General features: G+C 33.8%; 10 protein-coding genes. 1 reads left to right on the top strand and 9 read right to left on the bottom strand.

Translation table 11 applies throughout. The features are described from left to right. Positions 1-34 precede the first annotated feature (34 nt). The 3 genes from ACJJVO_RS12860 to ACJJVO_RS12850 all read right to left on the bottom strand — a co-directional run bounded on the left by ACJJVO_RS12860 (position 35) and on the right by ACJJVO_RS12850 (position 12,218). Positions 35-4,030: an immunoglobulin-like domain-containing protein gene (locus ACJJVO_RS12860; RefSeq protein WP_405574797.1), complete on the bottom strand. Its 3,996-nt coding sequence runs from the start codon at positions 4,028-4,030 to the stop codon at positions 35-37. Between the two features lie 326 nt (positions 4,031-4,356). Further along, positions 4,357-6,699 (bottom strand): GEVED domain-containing protein, encoded by a 2,343-nt coding sequence (locus tag ACJJVO_RS12855; protein ID WP_405574795.1) that lies wholly within the window; start codon positions 6,697-6,699, stop codon positions 4,357-4,359. Between the two features lie 410 nt (positions 6,700-7,109). Further along, the gene (locus tag ACJJVO_RS12850; RefSeq protein WP_405574794.1) at positions 7,110-12,218 is read right to left on the bottom strand and encodes a reprolysin-like metallopeptidase; all 5,109 of its coding nucleotides are present in this window, start codon (positions 12,216-12,218) and stop codon (positions 7,110-7,112) included. Positions 12,219-12,466: 248 nt separating this feature from the next. Here ACJJVO_RS12850 and ACJJVO_RS12845 point away from each other — a divergent pair, with 248 nt between their 5' ends. Continuing rightward, the gene (locus ACJJVO_RS12845; protein ID WP_405574793.1) at positions 12,467-14,158 is read left to right on the top strand and encodes an ABC transporter ATP-binding protein; all 1,692 of its coding nucleotides are present in this window, start codon (positions 12,467-12,469) and stop codon (positions 14,156-14,158) included. 367 nt (positions 14,159-14,525) lie between these two features. On the opposite strand, the gene ACJJVO_RS12840 is transcribed toward ACJJVO_RS12845, so the two are convergent. The 6 genes from ACJJVO_RS12840 to ACJJVO_RS12815 all read right to left on the bottom strand — a co-directional run bounded on the left by ACJJVO_RS12840 (position 14,526) and on the right by ACJJVO_RS12815 (position 21,281). Then, positions 14,526-15,179: a 3-oxoacid CoA-transferase subunit B gene (locus tag ACJJVO_RS12840; protein WP_405574791.1), complete on the bottom strand. Its 654-nt coding sequence runs from the start codon at positions 15,177-15,179 to the stop codon at positions 14,526-14,528. Positions 15,180-15,181: 2 nt separating this feature from the next. Next, on the bottom strand, positions 15,182-15,883 hold the full coding sequence (locus tag ACJJVO_RS12835; RefSeq protein ID WP_405574789.1) for a CoA transferase subunit A: 702 nt from the start codon (positions 15,881-15,883) through the stop codon (positions 15,182-15,184). 91 nt (positions 15,884-15,974) lie between these two features. Next, a complete protein-coding gene (locus ACJJVO_RS12830) occupies positions 15,975-18,332 on the bottom strand; it encodes a penicillin-binding protein 1A (protein ID WP_405574788.1) in 2,358 nt (785 codons plus the stop codon). A gap of 5 nt (positions 18,333-18,337) precedes the next feature. Further along, positions 18,338-18,841: a gliding motility lipoprotein GldH gene (locus ACJJVO_RS12825; RefSeq protein WP_405574786.1), complete on the bottom strand. Its 504-nt coding sequence runs from the start codon at positions 18,839-18,841 to the stop codon at positions 18,338-18,340. Next, the gene (locus ACJJVO_RS12820) at positions 18,825-20,054 is read right to left on the bottom strand and encodes a stage 0 sporulation family protein (RefSeq protein WP_405574784.1); all 1,230 of its coding nucleotides are present in this window, start codon (positions 20,052-20,054) and stop codon (positions 18,825-18,827) included. Before ACJJVO_RS12820 ends, ACJJVO_RS12825 begins: the two co-directional genes overlap by 17 nt. Before the next feature lie 222 nt (positions 20,055-20,276). Further along, positions 20,277-21,281, bottom strand: coding sequence for a radical SAM protein (locus ACJJVO_RS12815; protein WP_405574783.1), 1,005 nt, complete (start codon positions 21,279-21,281; stop codon positions 20,277-20,279). Between the last annotated feature and the right edge of the window lie 6 nt (positions 21,282-21,287).

The raw sequence follows: 21,287 nt of genomic DNA, 5'->3' as shown, positions 1-21,287 counted from the left end.
GGACTTTTCCTTTTTTAACTAATTCATTAAGATATTACTCCTTAACAAATCTCTTTACTTTGGTTTTCTCACCAATATTTAATTTTAATATATAAACACCACTATCAAATTGAGACACATCAATCACTGAGGTGTATCGTCCTTTTGCTACGGCTTGTCCTAACATATTTACAATTTCAAAAGTTTGAGCCTCATAGCCAATTAAATCCACATGAAGTGTTTGTTTAACAGGATTTGGATGTACTTTAAAATGTTGATTAGGGTTATCTGCAATGACTCCAGGATTTACATCTAAAACTGAATTTCCTGTACTACCCAAACAGAAATTAGTAGTTTGTGAGCTTGTAAATGATGCTCCAGAAGCTAATGTTATTCCCGAATCAGAATTCGTTAAAGTATACGAGCCATTTCCATAAGAACAGCAAATGCCATCTCCGTAAGCATCTGTTATTACAAAATCGTAACAACCATCTGCTAAACAATCCACATTAATATTTAATGTAGAACCATCTGCCTGAGAACCGTAAGTTCCACCAGATGCAACTGTGCTACCTGATGCATCTATTAAACTCCAAGCGGTTTCTTCTGGGTAATTATCAAAAGTAATTGACAATGCTACATTAGAACATGAACTAGAGCCTCCACCTGTCGTTAAACCAACAGCATCAATAGCCATATCTCCTTGCCACGTTGTTCCTGTAATGCCATTGAAACGTAATTGAATAGAAGATCCTACGTAAGATCCTAGATCTACACTACCTGTTAACCAAGAATTTCCTTGATTTCCAGATTCACTCCAAACACTTGTCCAAGTTGATCCATTGTCTTCACTCACTTCTAAAGCTAAACTTCCCATTGAAGAAGCTCCATACATATGATATTTAAACGTAAACGTTGCTTGAGATGCACTTCCTAAATCAAAACAAGGAGAGTTCAAAATGGCTCTTTTTGTCGAATAATTAGGAGAAGACGATTCCATAAATAAATAATAAGAACCAGAATCCGCACTAGAAGGACCTGTATTACTTGATGGAGTAGTTCCACTTCCTGTTGCCCAATCAAAATCATCACCAGAACCTTGAGACCAAGATCCTAAAGTATTTTCAAAACCTTCAGAATATGGAAACGTTGAAATTCCACCTGAACAATCACCTGTAGAAGGTTGGGTTACTACAACAGACCGAGTGCGTTGTGTTGCTGCATTTCCTGCGGTATCACTTACGTTGTAATATTTAGTATATGTTCCTGCTAAACTTGTATTCACCGTTCCTGTAATAACAATACTTGCTGTTAAATTACCATCAACATTATCGCTTGCAGTTGCTCCTAACTCACTATACGTATCACCAACTTCTAAATTAATGGTTGACGCTCCGGTTAACGTAATTACTGGTGCAGTGGTATCCGCTGGCTGTGTGACAATAACTGTTCTAGTGAGCTGTGTGGCAGCATTTCCTGCAGCATCGCTTACATTATAATATTTAGTATATGTTCCGGCAGAATTAGTATTCACAGTTCCCGTTATAACAATACTAGACGTTAAATTACCATCAACATTATCCGTAGCTGTTGCTCCCAACTCATTATAAGTATCACCAACTTCTAAATTAATGGTTGATGCTCCGTTCAGCGCAATAACTGGCGCTGTTGTATCTGCAGTTCCGGCAATTAAATTAACCGTATAATCTTCGACTTCACCATAAGTAAATGATTGACATGCAGTAGGAATTTCATTATAACTCATAGACACACGCATTCGTGTCGCTCCAGAATAGGTTCCTGATGGAATTGTAAAACTTCCACTAACAGGAGTTGTTTGTGTTGCTGCTTGCGACAAAATTTGTTCTCCAGAATCAGAGAAATCACCATCGTGGTTATAATCAATCCATACAGAATACCCTTCGTTATATTGTGTTCCTGTCCAGGTCGGCGTCACGGCTACCGTATAACTTTGACCTTGAGTTAAATTTGTTGAAAGGTTTGTAAAATCTGAATAAAATTGTGCTCCTGATGTATTATTAATAGTTCCTAATTGCACTCCACTAATGTATTCATCATTAACATTACTACTTGTAGATGTACAATAATTTAATTGCACTTCTGTTGTTGTAAAGTTTACAGAACTTGTATAACTTGATGTAGAACTATCTGCACATTGACTTCTGACCTGAACTTCATAAGACGTTTCTGGAGATAAACCGGACAAAGACGTTGCTGTTCCTGAAACTGAAGATGTGATCCATGTAGAAGCTCCTACTTCACGATATCTAAAATCGTAAGACGCACCTGACACAGCATCCCAAGATACTGTTGCTGTAGAAGACCCAAATCCATCAATTGATAATCCTGTAGGTGTTGATGCGCTACATACTACTGGTGTTGCTGACAAACCAGTCACAATTAATGAATAATTTTGACTTCCACCTGTTAATGAGCCTTTGTGCGTTATGGTAATCGTGTACGTTCCTGATGCATTTTCCACATCGACACGTTCATAAGGATCTTTAGTATTATCACCTTGTCCGTTTGTAGTCACTCCTGTTAATCTCCAAGGAGTATACGTTGTACCACTTTTAGTAACTCTTATATCTAAATCATTAACCAAATTAGATGCTGTAGAATTTACAGATGTTGATGCTGTACCAGCTCTATCTGTCCAAGAAATTGAAGCATACAAATCATTTATACCATCAGAATCTACGGTGATTTGATACGATTGTCCATTAGATAATGTTAACTCGTCAACTATAGATGCGTTACCATTATTTGTAATTGCTTCAGCAGCACGCTTACTATTCATTAAACCCCAACCAAAAACAGCATCAGGTCCATTAGATCCAGCATCATCTGCAGTGTGAAGTGCTAAACCCTTTAATGTTGCAGCTCTCATGAAACTTCCATTAATGTTGTTAGCATGTTGTTGTAATAATAATAAAGAACCAGCTACATTTGGTGATGCCATAGACGTACCAGTAATACTGGCATATGCTGTATCACTTGATTCGTATGTAGAATATACAGAAGTTCCATTACCTGTAATATCTGGTTTAATTCTGTAATCATCAGTTGGTCCTTCGCTACTACTGCTATTTATTGTGACACTTACAAGGTTTCCACTAGCATCAATATTAGCATCATTAGCATTGGCAACAACCATATTATTTTTAGCGGTTGCATGACCAGAAAGCTTATCATAAGATGTATTGCCATCTAAAGGTGAACTATTTGCAGAATTATCAGAACCATCATTACCTGCAGCAACTACCATTAAGTAATAAGGTGCATTATACATAATTTCATCCCAATCTCTAGAATCCGTTATATAACCACCAAAATAATAACTCGGTAGTTGTGCTTGGCCAGCTGAATTTCTAGCAGCATATCCATAAGAATGGTTTGAAATTAACATCCCATTTCCTGCCGCAGAAGTTGCTTCAGATGTGTCATTATTCCACTCGTAACCTACAGCACTCGCTTGAGGAGCCATTCCCTTTGCATTAGCAACGACGCCAGATGCAATTATGGTTCCAGTAACATGTGCGGAATGATAGTTTAAAGTTGAAGTTCCATCTCCAATTGAAAACCTGTTATTACCACCTGCTCCATCATATTCTTGATGCGATGCACGTGCTAAACCGCCATCCCAAACATGTGCTTCCATGTTTTGACCATCTAAACTTAAGCCTAAAGAACCACCTGAATTTAAATGATTCGCTCTTGTAGACTTAGCAGCAGCAACATTAAATGTTCTGTAATAAATAGGTTGGCCTTCCGATGAAATTTTTTGAAGTTCCATATAAGCATCTTCAGTTTTAATTATAAGTGGCCAACCATTAACTAATGCCATTTGCGTAGCAAAAGCCTTTTCTGCTTTAGATTGTTTATCAAAATTTTCACTTAATTCTTGAATCGCTTGTTTGTCGTAACGACTCGTTATCTGTTCTTTTTGAAGATCGGTTTGTGAATAAGCTGTAAAAATCGACAGCATAAACACGATTACACAAACACCATTAAAATAATTTTTTCTCATACCTATTGTTAATATTTTGGGGTTAAACTTATTTTTATTCCCCTGAAAGTATTAAAATTATGTTAATATCGCAATTTGACGAAAACGTTTTCGACTGAATGTGAACAACTTTTTTAGAGTTACGGTTTTACCACAGCACTATTGAAGAAATCAGCTACATTTGCCTAAACTAGGAAAAAAAATGCTTCAGAAAACAACGTCCCTATTTCTGTTTTTTAAAGATAATTTATAAATGAAATCACCAAATGAATTAGGTTGAGATTAAATCAATAATCTTGTTTCAAAATAGACAAATATCAGCGTCTTTTACCATCTGTTTATCTTCTTTAATCGTTCAGTATTATTTTCTGAACCTTTTCTTGCAAACCATTATTTAATTTCACCACATAAATACCTGTGCTTAAATATGATGCCTCGATAACATTTAAACTATTGTTTGTACTCAACATTTCTACCTTTATCAATCGTCCTTGTATATCGTAAATTGATAATTTAGAACTTGTATCCAATTCACCTTTAACAACAATCGTTTTTGATGCATTAACATTGTAGATTTTAATATTAGATAATTTATTATCGCTAATATTTAATGTGCTTTCTTCTGAAAATCGAAGATAAAAACGCCCTGTCCCATCTAACGCAACATCCGAAGTAAAAGTGTAGTCTAAATCATTTAAAAGCGTAAATGTGTTTGATTCTCTATCTTCTAAATAAACATTAACATCTCCACTAAGGGTTGTTTCAGAAACACTAAACGTTGCTTGTTCACCGTTTTCAATATTTACACCTAAAGGAATAACAACATCAGATAATCTTGTGTTTCCTATAGATTGTACACCAATTGCTTTACCTGAATTGTCTTCAACTAAATGCGAGTACAAAGCAAATGATGGAGATGTTCCAAATATTTCAGAATCATAATTAGGATCTTGACCTAAAGTTGCATTGTCAGTTACATAAAAATCTGTCTTATAAAATTTAGATGGATTAGAAAGCATAACTTGTAAATGTGAAATACTTGTAACTTGTTGTCTACCTGCAATAAAATCATCAGAATTACCAATAACACGCATTGAAGGTGTAAATTCAAAATTAATCCCATCTGTATTTGTACCTACTAAAAACCCTTGTCCTGGAGTGATTTTAGCATCAGGATTTGCATCAACGTATGCTTGGTTCCATATGGTCCAACCATTAGAAGCGTCTCCATCGTAACCATAGACACCTGCACGCTCAGTATTAAATTTTGAATTATTCAAACTTAAAAACTCCTTAAGACTTATATAAGATGGGTATGGATTACCTATTAGATTCCATTCTGGTGTTGTTGGACCAGAAATAAATACTGGTGCAGACACATCCTTTGTTGTTACTAAACCTGTAAAAGTAAATGTATCATTATCTGTAGAAGCTGTACGATAACCTTTTGAAGCTGTCAATTTTGCGGTCTCAGTGTTAGCATAAGTAATATACGCATTGGTAGGCTTTTCAAAAGGACCAAATAAGAATAATGTACCGTCTCCATTGCTCACTATATTAGAATTTGCTGTTTGAAAATCATTAAATTGTTGCCCTAAAACAGGAGCAGCAATTAAATCTTTGCCTCCACTAGATGCATTGGCGTGACGTTTATAAATTACTTCTCCAACAACATAGCCATCTACAATTAGACTAGCATATTCATTAGAATCTGATTCTAGCGTCACATTTCCATTAGACGTTAAATTACCTTCAACTGTTAATGAACCATTCTTTAAAACAGTCATTGTTGCACTTTCAGAAACTTCAATATTATTAACTATAACGTCTGAATTTATATTATAATTCCCATCTAAAACTAATACATTATTAGTAATTGCTGAACTAGAAGGAGCGTTAGGAGTCCAAGTTCCATTGGTATAAATTAAATCATTAGAACCAACAAGATTAACTGTATAATCTTCTACTTCTCCGTAAGTAAAGTTTTCACACGAGGCAGGAATAGCATTATACTTCATTGATACCCTCATCCTAGTTTCTCCACTAATAGAAGACATTGGTATTGTAAACGAACCTGTTACTGGAGTGTTTTTTGTAGCTCCTTGTGTCCATACTTGTTCATCTGTATCTTCAAAGTCTCCGTCTTTATTATAGTCTATCCAAACTGAATAGCCTTCATTCCAAATTGTACTTGGCCATGTTGGTGTTACGGAAATAGTATACTGTGTTCCCTTATTTAGAAGTGTAGAAACTGAAGTAAAATCTGAGTATGCTAGATTATCAGAATCGTTGTCTATTGTGTTTAATTGAACGTTTGATATCCATTCTTCATTAAAAACATTACTATTAGAAGTACAGTAACTTATTAAAGTAATAACTGCGACTTCATTACTTGCTAAAGATTCATTATTAGAAGCATCTTCAGCTTTTACAGTAAATACATACATGGTATCTGCCGACAACCCTAAAGCTTGATAAGACGTAGATGATGTGTTTATAAGAAAAATGTCATCTATATAAACATTATAAGTAATTGCATTAACGGGATCTGTAGTTGCATCCCATGACAAATCTACGGATGCTGCAGTAACATTACTAGTTAGTAAATTATAAGGCGTTGCTGGTGTTTGTGCATTAATTTGAATCACAAAAAAAAATGCAAATATTAAAAAACGGTAATTGTAAAACATAAGAAATTGGGGTTTATTATTTAATGGTTATAGGTTAAAATCTGTAGCAAAGATCTTTCGTATTTCCATGTAATAGCTTTCAATTTCGATGGGTTGCAATTTGCTGTAGATGAATGAACCACTATCTACCTATAAATTGATAAAATATTTATTAAGCATGACTTTTAAGGTAAAAAACCTGTTAATGGATATTGCCTAATAATTGTGTTTCACAAAAAGAAATGTAGGAATTAAATAACAAAACTATAAGGCATAAGAAGTAAGAAGTAGGAGTATATTATGGAACATAATTATTATCTCTAATTCAATACCTACAAAGCCTGTTTATCCTAAAATCTATTAATGAAATTTCTAAGAACAAAAAAAGCCCAAATATTATATTTGGACTTTTTTATTTCATTAAATATTAGTTACTTAATAATAATCTTCCTGCTTAGACTTCTAGTTGTGCTTTGTAGATAAATAATATATACACCAGCACTTAGATTATTAACATCTATTGATTGTAGATTTTTATTCACATCAAGCGATTGAGATAACACCTCTCTTCCTTGCACATCATATAGTGCTGCTTTTGTAGTATTCTCAAGTATTCCTTCTATAATAATTTGTTTAGGGTTTTCTGAAGTATAAACAAGTAATGTGTTTAACTCATTATCATTAACATCTAAAGCTTCAGCTTCAAATCTTAAATAAAAGCGTCCTGTACCTGAAAGATTATCGCTAGGAGTAAAACTATAATCATTAGAGTTAAGCAGTGTAAATGTATTTGTAAGGTTATCTTCCAAATACACCTCAACATCAGTTGGTAATGTAATATTAGGCATACTCACTGTAATTTGTTCACCTTGTGTTGCATTTATACCCAACGGAATGATAAGACTATTGTTTAGATCATTAAAACTCACGGACTGAATAGACATGTCTAATCCTGTGCTATTTTCCACTAAATGAGAATAGATGGCATAATCTGGTGCTATACCATTAAAAGCAGTAGCATCATAACCAACGTCTAAACCACTTGAAGCTAAATCTGTAAAATAAAAATCAGCACTATAACTATTTAAATTACTATTCATTGCTAACTTTAAATAAGCAATTTCACTACTATCATTCTCTCTGTCATCAATAAAATCGTCATCAAGTTGTGGGTCACCAGAAGCCGTTGCTCTAAAACTTGGGGCAAAGGTCATTGTTCCGCCTCCAGCTTTTGAAGATACCAAAAAGCCTTGTCCTGGTGTAATAATTGAGTTGGGATTCATTGCAGCATAAGCCAAATTACAAATTTTCCAACCGTTTGATGTATCTCCATCATAACCATAAATTGCAGCACTAGTAGATAAAAATTCATTAATGTTAGTAGATAAAAAATCGGATAGTTTTATATATGACGGATAAGGATTTCCTATTAAATTCCATTCCGGATAAGTTGTTCCAGCATTCAGAATAGTCATTGATACCACTCCTGTATTTACCGTGCCACTAAATTCAAATGTACCATCGTCTGTTGACGCTGATCTATAACCAATTCCAGGATTCAGAATTATTGAGGCATCAGCAGATACATTAGTATCATAAGTTAAATAGGTTTCCGTTGCTTTATCAAATGGCCCAAAAAGCTTTTCAGAAGCTGTATTAGGATTTGAAACAATATTTGCATTAGCAGCAGCAAAAACACCAAAAGTCTGCCCTGTTACAGGCGCAGAAATTAAGTCGTTTTCACCAGAGCTTGCGTGGATATTTACATGTCGTTTATAGATAACATCTCCTGTAACATTACCATTAACAATTAAGCTTGAATACTCTGTTGAACTTGAATTTAGTATAACACCTCCATTATTAACTAGATTTCCTTCTAATTCAATAGATTCTCCTTCCAAGACAATTATACTTGCTATATCATTAACCGTTAAATTATTTAAGGCAATATTAGAACCTACTGTGTAGGTACCATTTAAAATAAGTGCATTATCTGTTACAGTTGTATTTGATGGTGCATTTGGTTCCCAAGTACCTTCGGAAAACAATAAGCCATCATATTTTACATTAACTGTGTAATCTTCTACTTCTCCGTCAAAATTTGTATTACAAGCTGTTGGATTAGCATTATATTGAGTAGAAACTCTCATTCTTGTATTACCGAAAATCATACTTTCGGGAATAGAAATAGCTAAAGTGGGCATAGCTCCATCATCTACATTAGTTATGTCTCCTAAATCATATTCTTCCCCAACATCATCAAAATCTGCATCTTGATTCCAATCAATCCAAACAAATGTATGAACCGTATAGTTTCCATCTGTATCTACATGAACTGTGAGATCCACATTAGTTCCTTGTAAAACTTCGGTACTAATATTTGTAAAATCTTCATAACCTACATCTTTTGGAGAACCATCTACATTATCAATAGTTCCAAAGATCACTCGCGTCACTCCAGTTTCAAAGGATGTATTCCCAGAAGAATCACAGTAGGTTGCTTCAACTACATTTACAGTTCTTATAACCTCAGCAGCAGCGTTACCAGCAGTATCACTCACATTATAGGTTACTAAATAAGTGCCTAACGTATTTGAATCAACAGTATCACCACCAATTACAATACTTGAAGTAATGTCTCCATCAAAATTATCTGTTGCAGTTGCACCTAATTCTGTGTAAGTTGAACCTACAATTAAATTGATTATAGAATCGCCATTCAATGTAATAACTGGTGCTATATTATCTGTAATCGGATCTCCAATTCCTATGTGGTCAATTGCAATATCACTACTCCAACCATTTCCTGTTAGACCAATAAATCTAAACTTTATAACTTCTCCGTAATAACTACTTATATCAATGTTTTGTGAATTCCAAACATCCCCAATTTCCCCAGAAACCGAAAACACATTTGTCCAATTACCACCATCATCAATTGTAACTTCTAGGTTTAATGATCCCATATCATCACCAAGCATATGATAATAGAATGAGAATGTTTCTGTAGTAGCCGTTGATAAATCAAAACAAGGGCTCACTAACATTACCGTAGCATTTGCGTCTAATCCATCAGTTGAAGCCTCAGTATAAAAATAGTTACCACCTCCAGTAATATCGTTAGATGGCCCAGTTCCAGTACTCAGTGTATCACCAGAATTCAAAGTCCAATCACCATCATCTCCAGTAGCTTGCGTCCATTCACCTATTCCTGCATCAAACGTCTCTAAATAAGGAAAGGTTGTAATTTGTGTTCCTGAACATGGCGGAATTTCAGTTGTTGTAAAAAGTACAGAACTTGAATACGCAGAAGTAGCTCCGTCGGTACATTTACTTCGTATTTGAGCTTCATAATCTGTTTCCGAATTTAATCCTGTTAAATTATATGAAAGTGCTGCAACTGAAATTGTTGTCCAAGTTGAACTGCCCACTTCTCTATATCTTAAATCATAAGCTGCACCAGATACTTCATCCCAACTAATTGTTGCTGAATCAAAACTAACATTTGAAGCTACCAAATTAATTGGCAAATCAGCATTACAAACTATTGGAACTCCTATGGTGAAATTAGCATCAGAGATATCAAAGAAAATATTATTTGATGCCTTCACCATTATTCTATTTTGAGTACCTTGATTGTTTGGTACTACAATTGAATAAGTACCATTATTAGCTACACCTGTTGCTAATGTGATTGGATAGGTATTACCACCATCTGTTGATAAGAAAATATCCACATTACTACAACTAATAGGTGCTGCGGTTGTACCTGCAACATCCCAAGTGACATCTTGAAGCGTACCAGCATTCCATGTCACATTTGTATTTGGTGCTGTGACTATAAATGGACCTGCAGAAGCAACGGTTGTCACCGTCATTAAATCACTTGCTGTACAACCAGAGATTGAATTATTATCTCTTACAATGAATGAAAAATCCATACTTCTAGACACGGAAGGTAATACTTCAAAGGTTGGTGTTGTATTACTAATTATTGCTGAAATATTAGGAAAATAACGATATGGTATTGCAACTGGTGCAAAAGATCTAAACATTGGTCCTGCACTTCTAGTTGAAACCGGAGCATCATTCGAACCAGGATTTTCTGGATCATTCTGTTCCCAACAATAAGTTAACCCTGTATCATCTGGGTCACTTCCTGTACCTTCAAGTCTAAATGGTGTAGAAGCTGGAATTGAATAATCTAATCCCGCAACTGCTTCTGGACCACTATTTCCAGATGCAATTAATTCTGCACAACCACTAGCGTTTCCAAAATTTATAGTATCTACAATATCTCTAATATTAACATAAGCAAAATAATCATCACTATTATTTTGAACATTTGCAGCACAAATTCCTGCATATCCCATAATGGTACTACCACTACCTGTTTCAACCTCAGTAGAACCACTTCCAGAGCGACAAGAATTGTTACTCTGCACATGGTAACCACCAAATTGATGTCCCATTTCATGCGCAACATAATCAATATCAAAAGGATCTCCTACTGGAGCCGTTCTACCTGTATAACCTCTTCCTTTGTGAGTATTACTCTGACTATTAGAAAGACAAACACAGTCTATACAACCAGCATTTCCTCCGCCTGTGGTATTAAAATTATGTCCAATATCATAATTTGAAACTCCTATTTGTGCATCTATTGTTTCTGCCGTTTTAGTATTCCATTCGTTAGTCCATGGATCTGTTGATGCATCTAAATAAATAACTAAATCATTGTTAGCTACCATTTGCATGGTTATACCCAAATCACGTTCATAAATTCCGTTTACACGATTCATGGTTACATTCATAGCTGCTTGTACTATGGCTTTATCACCTGCCGTTGTTCCTGTTGTACCTCCAGCTTGACCAATATGATATTGTGCATATTCACCATTGCAAGACTGTGCCAATCTATATCTTCTTAAATTGCAATCACCTAATGCAGGAGCTCTTTGACTATAACCATCTAAGTCAACATTTTCTATAATAGCTTCCTCTGTTGTACACTGAAAATCAATAGCAGTTTGCGATAAATCATTTCTAAAATACGACATGTAATGTTGATTATCTGAAGTAATTGGATCTATATAAACTGTACTGTGTTCACCAGACATTACCATACCACTAAAACCAAAATATGGAGAATATGTTATCCTTAAAGAAGCCGTTCTATCAGTTATACCTTTTCCTGAATATGTTTTTAATTCTGGAAACTTTGCTGCCAATTCTGGATGCATTAATTCAGAATCTTCCAAAGTAAATGTTTCATTTTCACCATTTGGCATAGGCAAACTTATAACTAAAGAATTTGCTCCAATATCACTAAATCTTCCTCTTGCCTGAGAAACAAAATCTAAAAACGATTCTGTATTCAATGCAATAGTTCTATGCTTTGAAGGCATAGAAACGCGTTCTTTTAAAGTAGACCTAAAATCGGAGCTTGTAGAATTTGTCCAAAAGTTATTTTGGGCAAATAAACCCATACTTAATAGCAGAAGAATAAGCACTAAAGCTAGTGTAATTTGTTTATTCATAATTGTAGTTTAATATAAATTTCAAGTAATACAATATGCTAATGTTTTTATCTAAAACTCACATTAAAGCCACTTAGGAATGGTTTTTTTATATTATTTGATAAAATTGAGGTTAAATTGTTATAAAAAAATCATCGGAAAATATTAAAATTTTGTCAAAAAACAGCTTTTATAATGACGTTTTTGCCTAAATAACATAGATTACGGTTTTAGCACAGTACTATTGAAGAAAATAACTACATTTATCTATGCCAAATAAAAAATTAATAGAAGTTGAAGGGTTAAATATTTCATTCTTTAAGAATAAAGTTGAAAAACAGATCATAAAACATATTTCGTTTAAAATTGAAACCAACGAGATTGTTGCTGTAGTTGGAGAATCTGGTTCCGGAAAATCAATTTCATCCTTAGCTTTAATGGGATTGTTACCAAAACATATTTCTAAAATTACATCTGGAGCAATTACATTTGAAGATACTAATTTGGTAGGCATATCAGAAAAAGAATTTCAAGCCATAAGAGGTAAAGACATTGCTATGATTTTTCAAGAACCTATGAGTTCTTTAAATCCCTCTATGAGATGTGGCAAACAAGTTGAAGAAATCTTAAAGCAGCATACTAATTTATCTACTTCAGAAATAAAATTTGAAGTCATAAATCTCTTTGAAAAAGTAAAATTGCCTCATCCAGAGCGCATTTGTAAATCTTATCCTCATGAAATTTCGGGAGGACAGAAGCAACGTGTAATGATTGCTATGGCTATTGCCTGCAAACCAAAATTATTAATAGCAGATGAGCCAACAACTGCTTTAGATGTTACTGTACAAAAAGAAATTTTAGAGTTACTAAAAACCATTCAAACCGAAACAAAAATGAGTGTGTTATTTATTTCACATGATTTGTCATTGGTATCTGAATTGGCAGACAGAGTTTTAGTTATGTATCAAGGCGCAATTGTAGAACAGGGTAAAACGAAAGAGATATTTAATACACCTAAACACAATTACACAAAAGCCTTGATTGCTGCAAGACCTTCAACAGCATTCCGTTTAAAACAGTTGCCTACTATTTCAGATTTTATGGCAGGCCATGTTAATAATGCTATTATTTCTAAGGAGGAAAGAATAAAAAATCATGAAAAACTATATGCACAACAGCCGTTATTAGAAATCATTAACGTAGAGAAAACATATTTTTCAAAAACAGGATGGTTTTCTAAAGACCAAGCTTTTAATGCTGTTGATGATGTGAGTTTTAAAGTTTTCCCAGGTGAAACGTTAGGTTTAGTAGGTGAATCTGGTTGTGGAAAATCGACTTTAGGTAATGCTATTTTACAATTAGACAAAGCGACCTCTGGACGTATTTTATACAAAGGACAAGATATCATTAATTTAAGCCGTTCAGAAATGCGAACTTTAAGAAAGGATATTCAGATTATATTCCAAGATCCATTTGCTTCATTAAATCCTCGATTAACAGTTGGCAATGCCATTTTAGAACCCATGAAGGTTCATAATATTGGAGATTCAAATAAAGACCGTAAAGAAAAAGTGATCGCTATTTTAGAGAAGGTAGGTTTAGATGCTTCTGCTTTTGATCGTTATCCTCATGAATTTTCAGGAGGTCAACGTCAGCGTGTTGGTATTGCTAGGACGATTGCTTTAGAACCTCAGCTTATTGTTTGCGATGAGTCTGTTTCTGCATTAGATATTTCTGTACAAGCCCAAGTTTTAAATTTATTGAATGATTTAAAGGCACAATTTGGATTTACCTATATATTTATTTCGCACGATTTAGCCGTTGTAAAATATATGGCAGATCAATTATTAGTGATGAATAAGGGCAAAATTGAAGAAATTGGAGATGCAGATATTATTTATGCGTCACCACAAAAAAACTACACAAAAAAGTTAATTCATGCTATCCCAAAAGGTTTATAGCATGAATACTTTTTTTGCTAATTTTAAAACATTTGAGACTAACTCCAAAGTGTTTTCTAAAATTGAAAATTCTTCATTTTCATGTAAAGTAGGTTCTGGTAGATTTGAATTCATTTTCATAATTAGTAATTTATGGTAGATTTGGGGCAAAAAGGTTATTTGGGGCAAAAAGGTAAATTAATATTTATGTTAAATTCATTCGTTTTATTTGGGACTGCAATATGAAACATATTTTCAATTAATCAGTCTAAATACATTATAAATCGTTGAAATACATATTATTTTAACATTTAACATCTTGCATAAAGATTTTTCGCACAAAAAAAGCTGCTAAAATTAGCAGCTTAATTAAATTATATCACAGTATTTATATTTCCATTTCTGGAATATCGCCCTCAATTATTAATTCACCTTCTGTCGCTTTTTTAATAGCCTCTACTGAAACTCCTGGTGCGCGTTCTAAAAGTTTAAATCCTTTTGACGTTACTTCTATAACAGCCATATTGGTTACTATTTTCTTCACACAACCAACACCTGTTAATGGTAAAGAGCAGTTTTTCAATAGTTTAGACTCACCTGCTCTATTGGTATGCATCATAGCCACAATAATATTCTCAGCACTTGCCACCAAATCCATAGCGCCACCCATACCTTTTACCATTTTGCCAGGAATCTTCCAATTTGCGATATCGCCATTTTCTGACACCTCCATAGCTCCAAGTATTGTTAAATCCACATGCTTACCTCTAATCATGGCAAAACTCATGGCAGAATCAAAGAAACTTGCACCTGGTAGTGTTGTTATTGTTTGTTTACCTGCATTAATTACATCTGCATCCTCTTCCCCTTTAAAAGGAAAAGGACCCATGCCTAAAACACCGTTCTCGCTTTGAAATTCTACTTCAATATCATCTCTTACATAGTTTGCAACCAAGGTTGGTATACCAATACCTAAGTTTACATAAAAACCATCTTCTACTTCTTTCGCAATACGTTTTGCTATTCCGTTTTTATCTAACATAACTATACTCTTTGTCTAACGGTTAGTTGTTCAATTCTCTTTTCATATCTCTCTCCTTTAAAAATGCGCTGTACAAAAATACCTGGAATATGAATTTGGTTAGGATCTAATTCTCCAACAGGCACTAATTCTTCAACCTCAACAACGGTAATTTTTGCTGCACCACACATATTAGGATTAAAATTTCTTGCTGTACCTTTAAAAATGAGATTTCCGGCTGCATCCCCTTTCCATGCTTTTATAAAAGCAAAGTCAGCTTTAAATGCATATTCTAACACATGCATTTTACCATCAAACTCTCTTGTTTCCTTCCCTTCTGCTACTTCTGTACCGTAACCAGCTGGAGTATAAATTGCAGGAAATCCAGCTTGTGCTGCTCTGCATCTTTCGGCTAATGTACCTTGTGGAATTAACTCTACTTCTAATTCTCCTGAAAGCATTTGACGTTCAAATTCATCGTTTTCACCAACATAAGATGAGACCATCTTTTTTATTTGTTTTTGGTGCAACAATAAACCTAAACCAAAATCGTCAACTCCAGCGTTATTAGAAATACATGTTAAATTTTTTATATTACGTTTTACAAGTTCTGCAATGGCATTTTCTGGAATACCAGATAAACCAAAACCACCAAACATAAAGGTCATATTATCTTCTACACCAAGTAGTGCTTCAGAAATATTCGCTACTTTTTTATTAATCATATTTTGAAAATTTTGCTTCTGAAAAATACAAAACTAAGTTCAAAACTTACAATTAATACTCATAAAATAAGGGTGTGACTATTGTCTGTTCTTAGAAATCAAAATCTACAGTATCTTCAGGATCTTCATCACCACCAAGATCACCTTCTCCTTTAACTTTACAATCTACATTAATTTTTAAATTGGCAGGCTTATCAAACTTCGCTTTTGAAACATCTAAAGTTTTATCTTCATAACAAGCCTTCATGTATAATCCCCAAATTGGTAATGCCATAGTGGCTCCTTGACCATAAGTAATACTTCTAAAATGAGCTGCTCTATCTTCTGCACCAACCCAAACACCAGTAACCAAGTTAGGTACTATACCCATAAACCAGCCATCACTTTGATTTTGAGTTGTTCCTGTTTTTCCTGCTATTGGATTATCTAATTCATACGGGTAACCTGTCATTACCTCTCTATACATAACATTGTACTTATCAACTCCTTTAGACCTTAAACGCCCACCTGAAGAACCAGCTTGCGTAACACCTTCCATCAGATTTAATGTAACATAAGCGACTTCTTCACTTAATACATCCTTACTTTCTGGAGCAAACTGATAAAGAACAGTACCATTTTTATCCTCTATACGAGTAACCATAACTGGCTTATTGTAAACTCCTTTATTTGCAAATGTAGAATAAGCAGCTACCATCTCATAAACAGAAATATCAGCTGTACCTAATGCAATTGCAGGTACAGGTAAAATATCTGAAGTAATTCCCAATTTCTTAGCCATTTCAACAACGGGTTGTGGCCCAATCTCATTCATTAATCTTGCTGTGACTGTATTTGTAGAACTCGCCAAAGCATCCTTTAATGTTTGCTTACCTGAATATTTACCATCAGAGTTTTTAGTTGTCCAAGGCTCAGGATTTCCATACTTATTAGCCTCTATAGTAATTTGGGTTCTAGGAAAAGAATCACAAGGTGAAAATTGCAACTGATCAATGGCAGTAGCGTAAACAAAAGGTTTAAATGTAGAACCTACTTGTCTTGCTCCTTGGTTCACCATATCATATTGAAAATGCTTATAATTCATACCTCCAACCCAAGCTTTTACATGACCCGTAAGCGGATCCATAGACATCATACCTGGACGTAAAAAAGATTTGTAATAACGCATAGAATCTATAGGTTTCATAACCGTATCGACTTCACTTGCTTTACCATCTATCCATTTGAAAACCCTCATTTCGGTAGGTTTTTGAAACGAAGCTCTAATCTCTTTTTCTGACTTACCTTGATCTTTAAGAATTCTCCAGCGCTCACCACGCTTCATGCCATCGTCTAATAACTTCTTAATTTCAGCGTTGTCCAATTCTAAAAACGGTGCAGTTTTATTACGGTCTGGTGTGTTTTGGTTATCAAACTCGGCTTGTAGTCTTGGCATGTGTTGCGCTACTGCATCTTCTGCATATTTTTGCATACGCGAATCTATAGTTGTGAATATTTTTAGTCCATCACTATACAAATCGTATTTGCTTCCATCTGGCTTTCGGTTACCCTCTTTATTTGCCCATTCTTTCATAAAACCTCTTAGATATTCTCTAAAATAGGTGGCAATACCTTGGCTATGGGTTTCTGGTGTAAAGTTTAAATCTAATTCTGTTTTTTGTAGCGAATCTTTGACCTCCTGCGTGATGTAATCATATTTAGCCATTTGAGCCAATACCACATTTCTTCTATTCTTAACTCCTACAGGATTTCTTGATGGAATAGGATTATATAAAGATGAATTCTTAAACATCCCAACCAACATAGCTGATTCTTTTAAATTTAAGTCTTTAGGCTCTTTTCCAAAGTAAATACGAGCTGCAGATCTAATACCATCACCATTATTACCAAAATCATAGATATTAAAATACATAGCTATAATTTCTTCTTTGGTATATTGACGCTCCAAACGAATAGCAATAACCCATTCTTTTATTTTCTGAGTTAATCTGCTTAAAGTGTTTGGGGATGCTACACCAACAAACAATTGACGTGATACTTGCTGAGAAATTGTACTAGCTCCACCACTACTTCCTAAGCTCGATATTGCTCTCAGCGTTCCTCTAGCATCTATACCAGAATGGTCATAAAAACGCACGTCTTCCGTAGCTACCAATGCGTCAACTAGATTTTTAGGTAAATCATCAAAACCTATAGGAGTTCTATTATCATTAAAATAGAATTTACCTATTGTTTTATCATCTGAAGAAATAATTTCTGAAGCAAGGTTTGTTTCAGGATTTTCTAATCTTGTATAATCTGGCATATCGCCCAAGAATCCCCATGAAGCGAATAGAAAAATTAATACATTAGCTAATATACCACATAAAAAAAGGATCCAAAACCAACGAACGTATTTTGAATAATCTAATGTTTCTGTTTTAGATTGGGTTGTTTTCTTTTTTGCCATAATTATTACTTTTGAGCCTGTTCTACTCTAAAACCAACATCTGTTATTCCTTGTAAATTTTGTACACCATCTACATCTCCGTTATTACGCATTGCATGCTGAATAGCCACCGTGTAATCTCCATCTTCATTAAACTTAAATGGTTCTTTGTAGCCTCTAAACCACAATTTATTCTCTTTTAAGTCGGAAAATCCTGTCCCCAAAAGTTCTCCATTTGGAGCTGCCATTTTATATTCTAAAGTATCAATTACAGCCTTACCATTGGGATAATTCAATTCTACTATAAGAAATAAATTACTAAACTTATATGCATTTGTATTTCTTAGATTCACATACAAATTATAATTCTTAATAGTATCTGGTGCTTTAAAATTGAAACTAACTATAGAATCCTTATGCCATTGGTTAGGTACTGATTTGTACTCATCGAAGACAGCATCTGAATCGCAACTTGTAATTAAAAAACAACTGATTACGACAAGAAATAACCCTTTAGTTTTTCTTAACATTTGCATTTCTTTTAGCTTTTGGTTTCTGATTGCTATTTCGATTTTGAGACTTGTTTTTGTTGTTTCGGTTCTTGTTATTTCTATTGTTCCTATTGTTTTTACGTTTGTTTTTAGGTTTTGGACTATCGAAACGCGTTAAACTATCTTGACCAACAACATTCTCAAACTCATTTTTAGCATCTTCTATATGCTCAGCTGCATATTCCTCTAAGTTTGCGACTTTCTCTTTTTTCTTGTTTTTTTCAATAATTTCATTGGCTTGTGCGGTAGTAATAACATGCCAATTCATCCATTCACCTTCATAGGCATACCACATTAAACCCTTAAAAATATCGGTCTTTTGGCACACTGCATTTCCTTTATCAGTATATAATTTTATATCAGATTTAGGAAAGGCTTTCAATGCATCTAAATAAGCATCCAACTCATAATTAAGACAACATTTAAGCTTTCCGCACTGCCCAGCAAGTTTTAATGGATTTAAAGATAGTTGCTGATAACGTGCAGCAGATGTACTTACAGATCTAAAATCGGTTAACCATGTAGAACAACATAATTCTCTTCCACAAGATCCAATACCTCCAAGTCTAGCAGCCTCTTGCCTAAAGCCTACTTGCTTCATCTCTATACGCGTTCTAAACTCGCGTGCAAACACTTTAATTAGCTCTCTAAAATCAACGCGTTCTTCTGCAGTATAATAGAATGTAGCTTTGCTGGCATCGCCTTGAAATTCAATATCCGAAATTTTCATTTTCAGATTAAGGTCAATCGCAAACTGACGCGCTTTAACCTTCATTGGTTCTTCCTTATCTCTAGCTTCTGACCAAATATCAATATCTTTTTGAGACGCTTTTCGATATATTTTCAGAACATTTTCGGCATCATCAAGTCTTACTTTTTTACGCTTCATTTGCACCCTTACTAATTCTCCTGTAAGAGTAACCATACCAATATCATGACCAGATTTAGCTTGTGTTGCCACAATATCTCCAATACTTAATGTAAGATTTTCAGTGTTTCTATAATATTCTTTTCTGCCGTTCTTAAAACGTACTTCAACACCAATAAATGGTTCTTGTCCGTTAGGAAGCGACATGTTAGCTAACCAATCAAAAACCGTAAGCTTGTTGCAACTATCTGTGCCACAAGTTCCGTTGTTTTTGCATCCTTTTGGTTGGCCATCTTTACCAGTTGAGCAACTGTTACAAGCCATAAAAATTTTATATATTAAATCTAGAATTTAAAAAATCTAGATATAGGATTCGTAAATAATTAATGAGTAAAGATAAGATTATTTCTTTAGTTATCTAAAGTCTCATTTGTTATTGCCTTACTAAATTAGCGATGTGACAAAAAGAGCTAAACCAGATTATTCAAAACAATTGAACGTTTTTTAAACTTTTTATGAAGATAAAAATCAAAAAGAACAATTAAATCAATTGAGTTCTATTTCGTAATTCAAACGATTAGATAACGAATTTAATTCTGTTTTAGATTTAAAAACATTTGAAAAAAGCGATTTACTCCAACCTATTTTTTTAGAATATTGATTAAAACTATCTTCTCTCCAATTAAAGCCTTCCTTCCAAAATTTACCTGGCGAGATATAACAAAATGTATAATTAAAAATGAAACTCGATTGATTTTCAGAATTTAACGTTGAAATTGAATTTGGTGCCATGAGTATAATATTATTACTTACACATGTTTCTCTTATGGATTGAATAAGGCTAGGATAATCAGTTACTAATGATGAAATATCAAAATCATTGTATTCTGTGTTTCCTATTTTCTGAATGGGACGAATCTGCAAAATATCAAAACTTTTGGCATTAAAATGATTAAAAAACTCACTTAATTCGTAAAAATTATCCTTATTAAAAGTGTAATTGATTCTCACCTTAAAATCATAACTCTCTTTAAGTTTCTTAAAAGCATTGAATGCATTATGAAATTTTTCATAACTGGCTTTTTTCATAAAACCTTCATAACTTTCTTTTGTTACTCCATGTAGTGAGATTGTAAACTCATTTAATCCTGCCTTTAAAAGGGCTTCAATTTTTTCTTCAGTTAATAAATTTGCATTTGTGGTTATAGAAATATAAGGCACATTGTACTTCTTTCCCAGTTCTACAACGTTTACAAGATTTTTATATAAAGTTGGTTCTGTTCCGCAACCTATTTGAAGTTTTAATGCGCGTTTAAAAATAGTTTTAGCTACTAAGTTTAAATCTTCGTCATTAAATTGCCCTTTTAGTGTTTTTACATAATCTTCATCTGTAAAATAGCACATTTTGCAACGTAAATTACAAGCCATTACAGGATCTAAGTTAACAGCTAAATACCGCTTATTAAATTTATGCAATAGATAAAGTCCAAAGAATTTAATCCTATGACTTTTAATTTTTCTATTAAGCTGTAGTAGCTTGTAAATATCCATTTTAGG

Origin of the sequence: Winogradskyella sp. Asnod2-B02-A (assembly GCF_045063645.1) — a bacterium.
Classification (GTDB): domain Bacteria; phylum Bacteroidota; class Bacteroidia; order Flavobacteriales; family Flavobacteriaceae; genus Winogradskyella.
This window is presented reverse-complemented; position numbering and strand designations above follow the sequence as displayed.

Excerpts from the sequence above, each read along its gene's own strand:
- ACJJVO_RS12860 (WP_405574797.1), bottom strand. The coding sequence starts at position 4,030 with ATGAGAAAAAATTATTTTAATGGTGTTTGTGTAATCGTGTTTATGCTG.
- ACJJVO_RS12855 (WP_405574795.1), bottom strand. The coding sequence starts at position 6,699 with ATGTTTTACAATTACCGTTTTTTAATATTTGCATTTTTTTTTGTGATT.
- ACJJVO_RS12850 (WP_405574794.1), bottom strand. The coding sequence starts at position 12,218 with ATGAATAAACAAATTACACTAGCTTTAGTGCTTATTCTTCTGCTATTA.
- ACJJVO_RS12845 (WP_405574793.1), top strand. The coding sequence starts at position 12,467 with ATGCCAAATAAAAAATTAATAGAAGTTGAAGGGTTAAATATTTCATTC.
- ACJJVO_RS12840 (WP_405574791.1), bottom strand. The coding sequence starts at position 15,179 with ATGTTAGATAAAAACGGAATAGCAAAACGTATTGCGAAAGAAGTAGAA.
- ACJJVO_RS12835 (WP_405574789.1), bottom strand. The coding sequence starts at position 15,883 with ATGATTAATAAAAAAGTAGCGAATATTTCTGAAGCACTACTTGGTGTA.
- ACJJVO_RS12830 (WP_405574788.1), bottom strand. The coding sequence starts at position 18,332 with ATGGCAAAAAAGAAAACAACCCAATCTAAAACAGAAACATTAGATTAT.
- ACJJVO_RS12825 (WP_405574786.1), bottom strand. The coding sequence starts at position 18,841 with ATGTTAAGAAAAACTAAAGGGTTATTTCTTGTCGTAATCAGTTGTTTT.
- ACJJVO_RS12820 (WP_405574784.1), bottom strand. The coding sequence starts at position 20,054 with ATGGCTTGTAACAGTTGCTCAACTGGTAAAGATGGCCAACCAAAAGGA.
- ACJJVO_RS12815 (WP_405574783.1), bottom strand. The coding sequence starts at position 21,281 with ATGGATATTTACAAGCTACTACAGCTTAATAGAAAAATTAAAAGTCAT.